Annotated in this window: 15 protein-coding genes; 14 read left to right on the forward strand and 1 reads right to left on the reverse strand. The window is 61.0% G+C overall.

Translation table 11 applies throughout. From position 1 onward, the window contains the following. Positions 1–243: 243 nt before the first annotated feature. From cpaB to accC, 12 genes are all read left to right on the forward strand, one after another. On the forward strand, positions 244–1,203 hold the full coding sequence (gene cpaB, locus PSPTO_RS25075) for a Flp pilus assembly protein CpaB (RefSeq protein WP_230692073.1): 960 nt from the start codon (positions 244–246) through the stop codon (positions 1,201–1,203). 20 nt (positions 1,204–1,223) lie between these two features. Beyond that, entirely contained in the window at positions 1,224–2,483 is a 1,260-nt protein-coding gene (locus tag PSPTO_RS25080; RefSeq protein ID WP_005763186.1) for a type II and III secretion system protein family protein, read from the forward strand. Further along, a complete protein-coding gene (locus tag PSPTO_RS25085) occupies positions 2,480–3,670 on the forward strand; it encodes an AAA family ATPase (protein WP_007244656.1) in 1,191 nt (396 codons plus the stop codon). Before PSPTO_RS25080 ends, PSPTO_RS25085 begins: the two co-directional genes overlap by 4 nt. Continuing rightward, a complete protein-coding gene (locus PSPTO_RS25090; protein ID WP_005763182.1) occupies positions 3,670–4,926 on the forward strand; it encodes a CpaF family protein in 1,257 nt (418 codons plus the stop codon). The genes PSPTO_RS25085 and PSPTO_RS25090 overlap by 1 nt, the downstream gene beginning before the upstream one ends. 18 nt (positions 4,927–4,944) lie before the next feature. After that, a complete protein-coding gene (locus PSPTO_RS25095; RefSeq protein ID WP_007244655.1) occupies positions 4,945–5,832 on the forward strand; it encodes a type II secretion system F family protein in 888 nt (295 codons plus the stop codon). A 1-nt stretch (position 5,833) separates the two neighbouring features. Further along, positions 5,834–6,718: a type II secretion system F family protein gene (locus PSPTO_RS25100; RefSeq protein WP_005763178.1), complete on the forward strand. Its 885-nt coding sequence runs from the start codon at positions 5,834–5,836 to the stop codon at positions 6,716–6,718. Positions 6,719–6,759: 41 nt separating this feature from the next. Continuing rightward, the gene (locus tag PSPTO_RS25105; protein WP_011105206.1) at positions 6,760–7,512 is read left to right on the forward strand and encodes a hypothetical protein; all 753 of its coding nucleotides are present in this window, start codon (positions 6,760–6,762) and stop codon (positions 7,510–7,512) included. Continuing rightward, positions 7,509–7,781, forward strand: coding sequence for a DUF3613 domain-containing protein (locus PSPTO_RS25110; protein WP_005763174.1), 273 nt, complete (start codon positions 7,509–7,511; stop codon positions 7,779–7,781). Before PSPTO_RS25105 ends, PSPTO_RS25110 begins: the two co-directional genes overlap by 4 nt. A gap of 110 nt (positions 7,782–7,891) precedes the next feature. Beyond that, positions 7,892–9,676: a protein-disulfide reductase DsbD gene (locus tag PSPTO_RS25115; protein WP_264370967.1), complete on the forward strand. Its 1,785-nt coding sequence runs from the start codon at positions 7,892–7,894 to the stop codon at positions 9,674–9,676. Between the two features lie 129 nt (positions 9,677–9,805). After that, complete coding sequence (gene aroQ / locus PSPTO_RS25120; RefSeq protein ID WP_002555369.1) at positions 9,806–10,258, forward strand: type II 3-dehydroquinate dehydratase; 453 nt, start codon at positions 9,806–9,808, stop codon at positions 10,256–10,258. Between the two features lie 76 nt (positions 10,259–10,334). Next, positions 10,335–10,790, forward strand: a complete 456-nt coding sequence (gene accB, locus PSPTO_RS25125; RefSeq protein ID WP_002555370.1) for an acetyl-CoA carboxylase biotin carboxyl carrier protein — start codon at positions 10,335–10,337, stop codon at positions 10,788–10,790. Between the two features lie 17 nt (positions 10,791–10,807). Then, positions 10,808–12,151, forward strand: coding sequence for an acetyl-CoA carboxylase biotin carboxylase subunit (gene accC / locus PSPTO_RS25130; RefSeq protein ID WP_007244651.1), 1,344 nt, complete (start codon positions 10,808–10,810; stop codon positions 12,149–12,151). An 11-nt stretch (positions 12,152–12,162) separates the two neighbouring features. Here the strand turns inward: accC and PSPTO_RS30530 are convergent, their stop codons facing one another. Then, positions 12,163–12,288, reverse strand: a complete 126-nt coding sequence (locus PSPTO_RS30530) for a hypothetical protein (protein WP_255302137.1) — start codon at positions 12,286–12,288, stop codon at positions 12,163–12,165. On the opposite strand from PSPTO_RS30530, the gene prmA reads away from it, so the two are divergent. Both prmA and PSPTO_RS25140 read left to right on the forward strand, forming a co-directional pair. Continuing rightward, positions 12,287–13,165: a 50S ribosomal protein L11 methyltransferase gene (gene prmA / locus PSPTO_RS25135; RefSeq protein WP_007244650.1), complete on the forward strand. Its 879-nt coding sequence runs from the start codon at positions 12,287–12,289 to the stop codon at positions 13,163–13,165. The genes PSPTO_RS30530 and prmA overlap by 2 nt on opposite strands. A 24-nt stretch (positions 13,166–13,189) precedes the next feature. Then, a complete protein-coding gene (locus PSPTO_RS25140; protein ID WP_011105208.1) occupies positions 13,190–14,551 on the forward strand; it encodes a DUF3426 domain-containing protein in 1,362 nt (453 codons plus the stop codon). Positions 14,552–14,652: the final 101 nt, after the last annotated feature.

Here is a 14,652-nt window from a genome sequence, read left to right on the forward strand (position 1 = left end):
AACAGAAAACCCACAATCTCAATAAAGCATTAACCGGAAAGTGATAGGCCCGGCTCCTCCCCGGTTTAACTCGGCCAAACGCTATGTCATTCACACAAAAAGCTTTTTATACCAAAGCACAATGGCGTTTTGGGTGCCATCAGCTACCGTCAGATAATGGACGGAAATGTCGTCCGCCGTTACGGTGTTGCGAAGTTGCCGCACCGGTTTGAGTTGTCCTGCGATGACAAAGGGAAAGTTGCCATGAGCAGTCGCATTACCTTGGTGCTCGCGGTCCTGTTTCTGCTGGGCGCGTTGATTGCCGGATATCTGGGAATCGCCGTCAGCAAACCGGCTGAGGTACCGGCAGTTGTCAATACGTCAGCACCGCCTGTCGCCATCGAACAACCCGCTCAAACACCCGTGACCCCGCCCGTCGAAGAAGCATTGCGCCACAACGTTGTGGTTCTGGCCCGGGACATCCCGGCGTACACCCCCATCACGGCCGAAGACCTGGCCATTGAACGGCTCAAGATTGCACCCCCCGGAAGTTTCGAGCGCATCGACAGCCTTGTCGGCCGCAGCAGCTGGCGGACGCTGACCGCCGGAACCTGGCCCAGCGAGAGCAGCTTTGACGCCGGAGGAACGCTGGCACGGATGATCCGCCCATATGAACGGGCGCTGGCGTTGCAGGTGGATGAAGTAACTGGCGCATCCGGGCAACTCAGCCCCGGCGACTACGTGGACGTGCTGCTTTACCTGCCTGAAGACGCGAGCAACCCCAGCCGCTCCAGCCAGGTGGTGGTGCCCGCCCTGCGAATTCTCGGGGTTGGAGGGCTGCTCGGCCCTGATCGCGATGGCAAACCTGTGCAGAACATCAGCGCCGACGAACGCTTCAAACAGGAACAACAGCGGATCAACGCCCGAACCGTGACAGTCGCGGTGCCGGAAGCATTGCTGGCGCGGCTGATGCTGGCGTCGCAAACCGGCATATTGCGCCTGGCAGTGCGCAGCGCCGAAGAAAGCAACCTGCAGGATTACTGGGCAAGCGAAACCGGCAGCCGCGATGCCGCCGAGCGGCTGGATTCAGCCAATCGCCAACTGGTCAGCTTTCGGCAACTGAGCCTGAGCCCGACCAGTGCGGCAACGCCGGGCACCGCAACGCGCGCACAGCGCGCTGTCGAGGTGATACGCGGTAACCAGATCACGCAACAAACTCCCTGATTGAGCAAGGATTGCATTTGATGAGCTGTTGTTCCGTGCCCGCTATAAAACCCGGGCTGCTGGTTTTACTTTTCACCGCCTTGTCTGCGTCGTCAGCCTGGGCTGCGTCCGGCAGTTGTGCGGGACTGGCCGCGATGCCCGCCGCCATGGAAATCGATCAGGGCATTCAACAGAATGTCCGCTCTTCGGTGGCCATTACTCGCATCGCCGTGGGCGACCCGAAAATCGCCGATGTGCACGTCAACGGCAGCGACGGCTTTCTGCTGACCGGCGTGGCTCAGGGCACGACCAGCCTGATGGTCTGGACCACCTGCGCCAGCGCCCCGCGCCAGAGCATGGTGTTCGTGCGCGGCCGGGCTACGGCGTCGATGGTCGAACGTGCAAACGCACCTTCTGCCGAGGCCCACGAGGCGCAGTTGCCCAGCCAGGTGCAGACCGACATCCGCTTCGTCGAAGTCAGCCGCACCAGGCTCAAGGAAGCCAGCATCTCGATCTTTGGCAAAGGCTCGAACAACTTTCTGTTTGGCGCGCCTGGCACGGTGCCCGGCGTCACCGTCACGCCGGGCACCGTGAGTGGCACCCTGCCGAGCATCCCGTTGAACAACGGCAATTTCAATATCGTCTGGGGCGGTGGCAGCAGCAAGGTGCTGGGCATGTTGAATGCGATGGAAAACAGCGGCTACGCCTACACGCTGGCACGCCCCAGCCTGGTCGCACTCAACGGGCAAAGCGCCAGCTTTCTGGCCGGTGGCGAGTTCCCGGTGCCGGTGCCCAATGGCGAAGGCAACGGCATCTCCATCGAGTACAAGGAGTTCGGCGTACGTCTGACCCTGACGCCAACGATAGTGGGACGTGACCGGATCCTGCTCAAGGTGGCACCGGAGGTCAGCGAACTGGACTTCTCAGCCGGTATTACCATCGCCGGCACAACGGTGCCGGCGCTCAACATCCGTCGCACCGACACCAGCATTGCGCTGGCCGACGGAGAAAGCTTCGTGGTCAGCGGGCTGATCAGCTCCAGCAACGTCGGCGCTGTGGACAAGTTTCCTGGCCTGGGCGACATACCGATTCTCGGTGCGTTTTTTCGCAGTTCGCAAATTCAGCGCAATGAACGCGAACTGCTGATGATCGTCACCCCGCACCTGGTCCAGCCCCTGGCCGTCAACGCCCAACTGCCGTCGCTGCCGGGAGAGGGGCTGCGCAATTACGATCCAAGCTTCCCGCGCCTGCTCTTTATGGAGAGAGGCAACTTCGACCGCAGCAACGGGTTATCGCAATGAGCCAGAGCCTGAGCCAGACGTTCCTGGCAATTACCCGCAACACTACCGATCTGGAATGGCTGCAGAGTGCCCTCGGCTCATTGGGCCAGGTGGTCAGCGCAGGCACCGGCAGCCTCGACGACCTGCTGGCGTTGGTGGATGTGACATTTGCCAGCGTGGTGTTCGTCGGGCTGGACCGTGAGCATTTGATGACCCAGAGCGCCCTGATCGAGAGTGCGCTGGAGGCCAAACCGATGCTGGCCATCGTTGCGCTCGGCGACGGCATGGATAACCAGTTGGTGCTCAACGCCATGCGTGCCGGAGCCCGGGATTTCGTCGCCTACGGCTCTCGCTCCAGCGAGGTCGCCGGCCTGGTCAGACGCCTGAGCAAGCGCCTGCCCGCCGTGACGCCCAACCCGAACATGAGCGGGCTGTCGGTGCTGTATGGCGCGCAAAACGATGGCGACGGCGCCTTGATCGCGACCCATCTGGCACTGGTGGTGCACAAGACCGGGCAACGCACACTGCTGCTGGACCTGGGCCTGCCACGCGGCGATAGCCTGTTGATGCTCGGCCTTGAATCCTCGTTCAGCTTCGGCGATGCGCTGCGCCACTTGCGCAGGCTCGATGCAACGTTGATCGACAGCGCATTCACCACCAGCGAAAGCGGCCTGCGCATTCTGGCCTACACCGAAGCCGACGATCATCTGGAGCAGTCCAGCGCAGCCGAGCTGTACATGCTGCTCAGCGCGCTGCGTCAGCACTTTCAGCATGTGATCGTGAACCTGGTGGGGCAGCCGGACAGTGAAGCACTGCGTTCGCTGGTCAGCCATTGTGATCAGTTGCTGTGGTACACCGACCAGAGCGTGCTGGGGTGCCGGCGCAACCTGACCGTGCTCAGCAATTGGCGCGAGAAAGGCATGAAAATGCAGCACGCCGGCCTGTTGCTCGACCGCTATCTGCGCTCGGTGGCGCCCAATTCGGAAACCCTGGGCAAGACCTTCGGCCTGCCGGTGCTCTCGGTGCTGCCGCTCGCTGCGGAGTTGCGCCTCAATGCCAAGAATCAGGGCGTGACGCTGTTTGAACTGGCATCGCGTGACGCGCTGTGTTCCGGGCTGCGGCGTCTTGGCGAACACCTGGCGCGGCACTCCGAAACGCATGAAAAATCCGATCAAGGCTGGCTCGCCCGGCTGTGGGGGAACAGGTAATGCCGGAAAAACTGTTTGGCATCTCATCGCGCGGCAGCGGGCAGGCCGATGATGGCCAGGGCCTGAAACTGGTGCTGCACCGTTACATCATTGATGGCATCGAAGAGAGCGGCAAAAACTTGCTGGAAGGCTCACGACCGGCTCTGGCGCAATTTGTCATCGATAAAGTGGCTGAGTACGTCGCTCGCCTGCGACTGGCCATCTCGCGTTACGAAATGGAGCGGCTGGCCGAAGAACTGGTTGATGAGCTGACCGGGTTCGGGCCATTGGAAGTGCTGTTGCGCGACAGTTCGGTCACGGAAATTCTGGTCAACGGGCCGAGCAAAGTGTTTGTCGAGCGCGATGGCGTGCTGCATCACACCGACCTGCGTTTTATCGATTCGCATCACGTCGAACGCGTGATGCAGCGCATTCTCGCCCCGATGGGTCGGCGCCTGGACGAGTCTTCGCCGATGGTCGATGCGCGCTTGCCCGACGGCAGCCGGGTCAATGCGATCATTCCGCCGATTGCGCTGGACGGCCCGTGCCTGTCGATCCGGAAGTTTCGCAAGGACATGCTCAAGAGCGCCGATCTGGTGGCCATGCAGACCATCGACCAACCCATCTTCGAGTTCTTTCAGGAAGCGGTGGGCAAACGCTGCAACGTGCTGGTCAGCGGCGGCACCGGCACAGGCAAGACCACCATGCTCAACGTGCTGAGCCAGTTGATCGACAACAATCAGCGCCTGGTCACCATCGAAGACGTGGCCGAACTACAACTCAGCCACCCGCATGTGGTGCGCCTGGAAACCCGCCCGCCGAATGCCGAAGGGCATGGCGAGGTGCGCGCCAGCGACCTGATCCGCAACTCGCTGCGGATGCGCCCGGACCGCATCATCCTCGGCGAGATCCGTGGCGTTGAGGTACTGGACGTTTTGACGGCCATGAACACCGGCCACGATGGCTCGATGAGCACGGTGCACGCCAACAACGCGCAGGACGCCTTGCTGCGCCTGGAAACCCTGGTCGGCCTGACTGGACGGTTGATCCCGGAAAAAACCCTGCGGCAAATGATCTGCGCAGCGCTGGACGTGATCATCCAGTTGGCCCGTCTGCCGGACGGCCGGCGCTGTGTCAGCGAAGTGGTAGAGGTGGTCGGCATACGCGATGACATCTACGTCACCAACACCTTGTTCCGCCTGGATCGCCGCACCGGGGTCGGCTTCATGCGCGAGGCCGCGCACGCCGCCGGTGACAAGCTGCGGCCCGGTTACTGACCCGGTCAAGGAGGCGGCATGCATGCATCCGTGGTGCTTGGCCTGATTTCAGTCGTGTTGCTGATGGCGTCCGTTCGCATGTTCTATCTGGCGCTCAATCAGGGTGCCAGCGAGCGGGTCAGGCAGCGCCTGACTGCCGGGCACGTGCAGCCGGCGGCGGCCGAAAAGGCCGGATGGTCGTACCTGGACCGGGCCTTTCTGCGCGCCGGGCTGGGCAAGGCGACCGAACGCACAGGCCTGGCGTTGACGCTCTATGCGCTATTGATCGTGCTGGGTTACTGGCTGGGCGGCGGGCTCGGCGCGGTCAGCATGCTGCTGGCCGTCCCATTGGTCGTGCGGGTATTTGTTTCATGGCGCTATGAAAGGCGCGTTCGCCGCATGATCCAGCAATTGCCGCAATTGCTCGATCACACCGTGCGCAGCCTCAAGTCCGGCAGAACCCTGGCCGATGCGGTGCTGCACGGTATCGAGGCGACGGACCAGCCACTCAAGGACGGCATGAGCCGCATCGAACTCAATGTGCAACTGGGCGTCAGCCTGCCGGATGCCGTCAGGGATTTTGCCGAGTTGTACGAGCGCGACGAGTTTCACCTGTTTGCCCTGGGCCTGCGGGTCAACCATCGATATGGCGGCAACGCCAGCGAACTGATGGAGAACCTGATCAAGCTGATTCGTGACAGAGAGCAGGCCGGTCGCCAATTGCGCGCCATGACCGGTGAAACCCGCATGACGGCTATCGTCCTGGGGCTACTGCCGGTGAGCATGGCCGGCTACTTCCTGGCGGTGAACCCCGATTACCTGCTGCAAATGTGGAGCGATGACAGCGGGCGAATCATGTTGAGCATGGCGTTTGGCCTGCAAATGCTGGGCTGCCTGATGCTGTGGCGCATGCTGAGGAGCATCTGAAATGGAACTGGTACTGGGCACGTTTATGTTTGCTGCGGCGGTCTTTCTGTTGTTGTCCGGCATGGCTCGCCAGCGCCGCAACGAACGCCTGGTGGCACAACGGCTGAGGGGACAGGTGGTTCGTGAAAGCCGCATCGGCAGCCTGTTGCGACTGCTCGGCGATACCCGCATCGGTCAGCGCAGCATCAGTCTGGACTCGGAAACCCAAGTGCTGCTGAACCGCATCGGCTGGCGGCGTGCCACCAAACGCTCGCTGTTTGCCGCATGCCAGGTGGGTGTGCCCATCGCCCTGATGAGCATGGTCATTCTGGCCCAAGTGCTGTTTTTCAAGGATATCGAGCAACCCTTCATCGCACCGATATTCGCACTGGGCATCGGCTATCTGCTGCCCAAACGGGTGCTGGCCGCCGCCGCTCAACGCCGCCAGAAAAAAGTGGTGGTGGAAATCTCCACGTTTATCCCGCTGCTGCGCATCCTGTTCGAGTCGGGCATGGCAGTGGAGCAGGCGTTGCGGGTCCTGAGCAATGAAGGCAAAGACCTGCTGCCGGTGCTGTCCGATGAAATTCGCGTGGTATTGACCCGCGTCGACTCCGGCCTGGAGCTGGGCGAAGAACTGCGCAAAACCGCCGCCCTGCTGGCCGTAGACGAGCTGAGCGACACCTGCGTGATCCTCAACCAGCTCATCCATCAAGGCGGCGGCGCATTGAAGTCCCTGCTGACGCTCAAGCAACTGATCGACGACCGACGCCTTACCCGCCTGCAGGAGTACATTTCCAAACTGTCGGCCAAAATGTCGGTGGTGATGATGGTGTTTCTGTTCCCGGCTCTGCTGATCGTGCTGGCAGGCCCCGGGTTTATTGCCATAAGTCGGGCGCTGGGCAGTTAGCGCCTCTATACATACGCCTGATACAAGGAAGACAACGGCTGATGAAAGCAGCAATTGCAGTACTCGGATTCCTCATGCTCGGCGGGTGTGCCAGCGACGGTCGCATGCTCTGGCCGCAGACCTCGGCCCAGTCCGGCCAATGCCCGAAGCTGACCTCGGATCAGGAGTTCTCCCTGAACCTGGCGCAGAACATGGCCGATGAAGGCCGCTTGCATGCCAGCCTCGCCAACCTTGAAGGCATGCCGGACAGCCTCGGCGAGGTGCGTTTGCGCAAGGCTCGGGTATTACGGCTTTTGGGCAGTCATGAAGCCGAACCGCTGTACCGCAGCCTGCTTGGCACCTGTCGGGCCGCCGAGGGCGAGCACGGTCTGGGCCAACTGGCTGCAGCGCGCGGCGACAATACACTGGCGCAGCAACACTTGCTCACCGCCAGCAAACTGGAACCCACCGACGAAAAGATTCGCAACGACTTAGGCGTCGTCTACCTCAATCAATTGAAGCTGGAGCAGGCGCGTTTTCAGTTTCTGACGGCCATGGAACTCAAACCGTCCGATTCGCTGGCGGCCGTCAACCTGGCCACGCTGCTGATTTACCAGAACAACTGGACACAAGCCGCCGAACTGGCCTCCCGCGCCGGGCTGACACCCGAGCAGATCACCGACGCCCAGGCGCGAGCCGCAAAAATAGGCAAGGCACAGGCCACACCACTGGCCTCTGTCGAGCGGGTTGCACCGCTGCGTGACGCACCACTGCCTGAACAGACAGACCGCCAGTCAACCGGAGTACGACCATGAAAAGCATGATAATCGGCGGCATGGTCATGCTGCTTGTCGCCAGCGACGCCTGGGCCGATGGCGACCAGCGGCCTGTGACCAGGCCGAAACTGACCGAAACCTGGCTGCAACTGCAAGCCAGCGGCAAGGCTGCATCGCCAACACCGCAGAGCAACACGCCACTTGAACGCGATCTGAGCCTGCAACGCTGGCTTGAAACCTACCAATACAAAATCCCCGAGCATTACGAACAGGAGGCTGGCGGCAGCTTTTCATCGAAAGGCAAATAGTGCGCGCGGACTTTTCTGACATTAACTGACACCGTATCTTACAAACCTCATCTCAGCAGGCGGCGAAGCACTCCGTTATCATGCGCAGACTTTCGCAATTCGAGGCTGCCATGCGCCGTTTGCTCTGCCTGATGTTACTGATCCTGGCCCTGCCCGCCTCCGCAGCCGGTCTGCTGGACAGCCGCCCGTCTCCAACGCTGGGTGGCGGCACGCTGGATAACAGCAAGGACTTCCTGCCAGTTCGTCAGGCCTTTCAATTGAGCCTGATCGAAACCACGCCAGAATCGATCAAACTGCGGCTGGTCGCCACCGATGGCTATTACCTGTATCGCCATCGCTTCCAGTTCCGCACCGAGCCTGCCGACATTGGTCTGGGCGAAGCGCAATTGCCCAAGGGCGAGCAGAAACACGACGAGTACTTTGGCGACGTCGAGGTCTATCACGGCATTCTCGACATCGACCTGCCACGCAAACCCGGTGAGCAACGCCCCTTTACGCTTGTAGTCACTTATCAAGGTTGCGCCGACAAAGGCCTGTGCTACCCGCCGGAAACCGAGCGGCTGAGCATCGGCAACGTGGCTGGCAGTTCGCCCGAAGCACTCGCAGCACCCGTTTCCGCATCCTCCTGGAGCTGGAAAGAAATCGCCCTGTTTTTCCTCGCAGGCATAGGCCTGACATTCACGCCGTGTGTACTGCCGATGCTGCCGATCCTGTCCGGCGTGGTGCTGCGTGGCAAGGTCGGCGGCCTGCGCGGCCTTAGCCTGTCACTCGCTTACGTACTGCCGATGGCAGCCTGTTTTGCCTTGCTCGGCGCACTGATGGGCGTGTTCGGCGCGGGTCTGAACCTGCAGGCACGCCTGCAATCGGTCTGGGTTCTGGTACCGTTTTCGGCGTTCTTCATGATCTTTGCCATCGCCATGTTTGGCGCTTTTGAGCTGCGCCTGCCGCAGTCCATCAGCTCGCGTCTGGACCGCATTGCCGGCAAGACCGAAGGCGGGTCACTGTGGGGCGCGGCAGTGTTGGGAGTGGTGTCCAGCCTGCTGGTCTCGCCCTGTGTTTCCGCGCCGCTGGCAGGTGCGCTGCTGTATATCAGCGCCAGTGGCGACGCAGTCGGCGGCGGATTGAAACTGTTTGCGCTGGGCCTGGGCATGGGCGCGCCGTTGCTGTTGATCGCAACCGGCGGAGCCACCTGGCTGCCGAAAAGCGGGCCTTGGCTGGTCACGGTGAAAAATGCGATCGGCGTGCTACTGCTGGCACTGGCCATCGGCTTGCTGAGCCGTGTCCTGCCGGGGCAAATTACCTTATTGCTGGTTGGCCTGCTGGCTGCGGGTGTTGCGCTGTTTTTGGGCGCACTGGAATTCACTGAAAAGACCACTCGGCAAAAGCTCGCTCAATTGCTCGGTTTAGCGCTGCTGGTCTACGCGCTGGCCAGCTGGTATGGCGCGCTGTCCGGGCAAACCGACCCAATGCGCCCGCTGGGCCGTGAGTACGCCTCTGCGAACAACGGCGCAGTCGCACCGAACTCGACACAGTGGCAAACCATCACCACCTCGGCCGAACTGGACCGTGTGATGCAGGAAGCGCAAAGCGCTGGCAAGCCGTTGCTGCTCGACTGGTACGCCGACTGGTGCATCAGTTGCAAGGTCATCGAACACGAAGTTCTGCCCGATCCGGGCGTCGTCGCCAGACTGGCGGGCTACAGCCTGATACGTTTCGACATGACCGACAGCAACGCAGAGCAACGCGCCTTGCTTGATCGCTACAAGCTGTTCGGCCCTCCCGCGCTGCTGTTTTTCGCAAAAAACGGCGAAGAGCTGCAAAATGTGCGGGTTGTCGGCGAAATCGACGCCCCAGGGCTGATTGAACGCCTGAACAGAGCAAATGACCAAAACTAAACGGTGAGTCACAAACTTTGCGCGAATATCGCTCATCGTGCTGGCTACGGTTGTTAACTGGACAGTCCATTGCCCTTCCGGCATAGTCGCCGGGCGTAAACCGCTCGCAGACAATAAAAGGAACACGCAATGGCGACTATCCTGGTCCTTCACGGGCCCAACCTGAACCTGCTGGGCACTCGGGAACCCGGGGTCTACGGCACCATCACCCTGCCCCAGATCAATCAGGACCTGGAGCAGCGCGCGCGCGATGCCGGTCACCATCTGATGTACCTGCAAAGCAACGCCGAGTATGAATTGATCGACCGCATTCATGCCGCTCGCGGCGAAGGTGTGGACTTTATCTTGATCAATCCGGCTGCTTTTACGCACACAAGCGTTGCAATACGTGACGCGCTGATGGGAGTGAGCATCCCATTCATCGAAGTGCATTTATCAAACGTGCACAAACGCGAACCTTTCCGCCATCACTCCTACTTTTCAGACGTCGCCGTGGGAGTGATCTGTGGCCTGGGTGCCAGTGGATACCGACTGGCCCTGGAAGCCGCCCTGGAACAACTGGCCGCCAGTGCCAAGCCATGACGAGTCCAGTCTGAAGCTGAACCTATGGCGTGAGCCGGCCAACAAATTGCCCTTACAGAACCTTGGGAGTTGATTAATGGATATTCGCAAAGTCAAGAAGCTGATCGAATTGCTGGAAGAGTCCGGCATCGACGAGCTGGAAATTCGTGAAGGCGAAGAATCCGTACGGATCAGCCGTCACAGCAAGACCCCGGCGCAGCCTTACTACGCGCCCGCTCCGGTTGCAGCGCCGGTCGCCGCACCAGCCCCTGCCGCCGCCCCGGCCGCTGCAGAAGCACCCTCGGCACCGAAACTGAACGGTTTTGTGGTCAAGTCGCCAATGGTCGGTACGTTCTACCGCACTCCGGCACCTACTTCGCCTGCATTCGTCGAAGTCGGCCAGACCGTCAAGAAAGGCGACACCATCTGCATCGTCGAAGCGATGAAAATGATGAACCACATCCAGGCAGAAGCCAGCGGTGTGATCGAATCCATCCTGGTAGAAAACGGTCAGCCGGTTGAGTTTGACCAGCCGCTGTTCACTATCGTTTGAACCGGGGAGAGCCTGCGATGTTGGAAAAAGTTCTGATCGCCAACCGCGGCGAAATTGCCTTGCGCATCTTGCGTGCCTGTAAAGAACTGGGCATCAAGACCGTCGCTGTACACTCCACGGCAGATCGCGAGTTGATGCACCTGGGCCTGGCGGACGAAACCGTCTGCATCGGTCCGGCCCCGGCCAACCTGTCCTACCTGAACATTCCGGCGATCATCTCGGCCGCTGAAGTGACCGGTGCCACGGCCATTCACCCAGGCTACGGTTTCCTTGCGGAAAACGCCGATTTCGCTGAACAGGTTGAAAAATCCGGCTTTGCCTTCATTGGCCCGAAAGCAGACACCATCCGCCTGATGGGCGACAAGGTTTCTGCCAAGGACGCCATGAAGCTGGCCAACGTGCCAACCGTTCCGGGCTCCGACGGCCCGCTGCCGGAAGACGAGGCAATCGCTCTGCGCATCGGTCGCGAAGTCGGTTACCCGGTGATCATCAAGGCCGCCGGTGGCGGTGGTGGTCGCGGCATGCGTGTGGTGCATCGCGAAGAAGACCTGATCGAAGCCGCTGCACAGACCCGTGCAGAAGCTGCGGCCTGGTTCAGCAACCCGATGGTCTATCTGGAAAAATACCTGACCAACCCACGCCACGTGGAAGTCCAGGTCATTTCCGATGGCCAGGGCCAGGCGATTCATCTGGGCGACCGCGACTGCTCGCTGCAGCGCCGTCACCAGAAGGTTCTCGAAGAAGCGCCGGCACCGTTCATCGACGAACAGGCGCGTGCCGATGTACTGGCAGCCTGCGTCAAGGCGTGTATCGATATCGGCTATCGCGGTGCGGGTACTTTCGAGTTCCTGTACGAGAATGGCCGTTTCTACTTCATCGAAATGAACACCCGTGTTCAGGTGGAGCACCCGGTGTCCGAGATGGTCACTGGTATCGACATCGTCAAAGAGATGCTCAGCATCGCCGCCGGTAACAAACTGTCGTACACCCAGGATGACGTGGTCATCACCGGGCATGCGCTGGAGTGCCGGATCAACGCCGAAGACCCGAAAACCTTCGTGCCAAGCCCAGGCCTGGTCAAGCACTTCCATGCACCGGGCGGCAACGGCGTACGGGTCGATTCGCACCTGTACAGCGGGTACAAGGTTCCGTCGAACTACGACTCGCTGATCGGCAAAGTGATCACCTGGGGCGCAACCCGCGAAGAAGCCATGGCACGCATGCGTAATGCCCTGGACGAAATCGTGGTTGACGGGATCAAGACCAACATCCCGTTGCACCGTGATCTGACCCGTGATGAAGGCTTCTGCGAAGGCGGCGTCAACATCCACTACCTGGAACACAAACTGGCCAATCAATAAGCCAGTGTGTTTCAGAACGACAAAGCCGCAGAGATGCGGCTTTGTTGTTTGCAGCGCATAGCAGTAAACTTGCCCGCTTCCTGCGGCACATCAGCTGTAAAGCCGTATTTATTTCCAAATCGAAGGTAATCCGCCATGCCTTGGCTGCAAGTCCGTCTCGCCATCAGCCCAGAACAAGCCGAAACCTACGAAGATGCACTTCTTGAAGTCGGTGCCGTGTCCGTCACGTTCATGGATGCCGAAGACCAGCCGATTTTCGAGCCCGAACTCAACACCACCCCGCTGTGGACGCACACCCACCTGCTGGCACTGTTTGAAGCCGACACCAATGCCGAACTGGCACTGGCGCACCTGAGCCTGCTGACCGGTGCCGAACTGCCCGAGCACAGCGCCGAAGTCATCGAAGACCAGGACTGGGAACGCAGCTGGATGGATAACTTCCAGCCCATGTGTTTCGGCCAGCGCTTGTGGATCGTGCCAAGCTGGCACGCAGCGCCACAACCGGACGCCGTGAACCTGCTGCTTGATCCGGGCCTTGCCTTCGGCACCGGGACGCACCCGACCACCGCGCTGTGCCTCGAATGGCTGGACGGCCAGGACCTCAAAGGCTGCAATGTGCTGGATTTCGGCTGCGGCTCGGGCATTCTGGCCATCGCCGCACTGTTATTGGGTGCCGAGCAGGCAGTGGGCACCGACATTGACGTGCAGGCGCTGGAAGCCTCACGCGACAACGCCGGGCGCAACAACATCGCCGCCGAACGCTTCCCGCTGTACCTGCCCGAAGACCTGCCGCCTCAGCAGGCCGACGTGCTGGTCGCCAACATTCTGGCCGGCCCGCTGGTGTCCCTGGCACCGCAACTGACCACACTGATCAAGACCGGCGGTCGCCTGGCGCTGTCGGGCATCCTTGCCGAACAGGGCGAAGACGTCGCCGCCGCCTACGCTGAAAGCTTTGACCTGGACCCGATCGCAAACCGAGATGGCTGGGTACGCATCACGGGTCGCCGCCGTTAACCGCCGCTTCAACCGGACAGCCGCATGACCGACAGCTTCGTCACCCAGTGCCCGCACTGCCAAACCAGTTTCAGAGTCAGTCACGCTCAATTGAGCGTGGCCCGTGGCGTGGTGCGTTGCGGAGCCTGCCTGCAGGTGTTCAACGCCGCCCGGCAATTGCTGGAGCAGCGCGCCATCGACGACTCCGAAAAGGTCGCGCTCGCGGCTGTTCCGGTCATCATCGAGCAGCCCCGGGCAGAACCCCGACTGGAATCTGAGCCCGGGCCAACGCTGACACCAAAGCCGACATCAGAGCCTATATCAGAGACGGGCGAGGCGCCCGACGACGATGACCCCTGGCAGGTCAGCGAGATGGACCTGGACAACCTGAACCTGGACGAAGAGCTGGCACGCCTCGAACAGCGCGAAACCCGGCGTCCTGACACCTTCGCAAGCCCGGCCAGCGACATCGGCAATGGCAATGGCAATGGCAATGGAAACGTGAGCCTGACTGCCAAACGTGACACCCGCCAGGCCGACGAAGCGGCGTGGATCGACACCGTGCACAACGATGATGTCGAGCATCTGCCCGAACTGCACGCCGAGGTCATTGACCACACCGATACAAGCGAAGAGCCCGCCCCCCTGTCGGACAACGATCGGACCGAGCCCTCCCTGTCACTGGATAAAAACCTGGACGATGACGAGCCCAGAGTCCCTGTCGTCATCCAGCACAAGGCGTTGCCCGTAGAGAAAGCCGAGCGCTGGTCAGCAGTGGACGACGATGATGAAGATCACGACGACCACGAGCCTGAGCCGGAACAGCGCGGCAAGCGCAGCCGCAGCGAGCCGGCAGTACGTGACCAGACGCTGCTGGACCTGACCGACGACCCTCTGCAACTGGACTGGCAGCGGCCCAAACCGCGCTGGGGCCGACGCTTTGCATGGGGCTTGCTGATTTTGCTGGCATTGGCCGGCCTGGCCGTTCAATACGTCTGGTATCACTTCGATCAACTGGCGCGTCAGGATCAGTACCGACCGTGGTTCCAGCAGATCTGCCCGCAAATCGGCTGCAAAGTGCCGAGCAAGGTCGACATCTCCCAACTCAAGAGCAGCAATCTGGTGGTGCGCAGCCACCCCGAGTTTCAAGGGGCGCTGGTGGTCGATGCGATCATCTACAACCGAGCCCCGTTTTCGCAGCCATTCCCGCTGCTGGAGCTGCGTTTTTCCGATACCGGTGGTCAGTTGATTGCCAGTCGTCGCTTCAAGCCGAGCGAATACCTGAGCGGTGAAATGGCCGGCAAGGAAGAGATGCCACCGCAGACGCCGATCCATATTGCGCTGGATATCCTTGATCCAGGTGCCAAAGCCGTGAATTACAGCCTCAACTTCCGCTCTCCGGAATGAGTGCCTCACGGCATCCGAGCAGACCCGGGCCGGGTCTGAACTGCGCTTTTTATTGATGGAACGCAGCACGATCGTAGAAGTTGACCCACCAAACACGTTGT

Origin of the sequence: Pseudomonas syringae pv. tomato str. DC3000 (genome assembly GCF_000007805.1) — a bacterium.
In the GTDB taxonomy this organism is placed as follows: Bacteria; Pseudomonadota; Gammaproteobacteria; order Pseudomonadales; family Pseudomonadaceae; genus Aquipseudomonas; species Aquipseudomonas avellanae.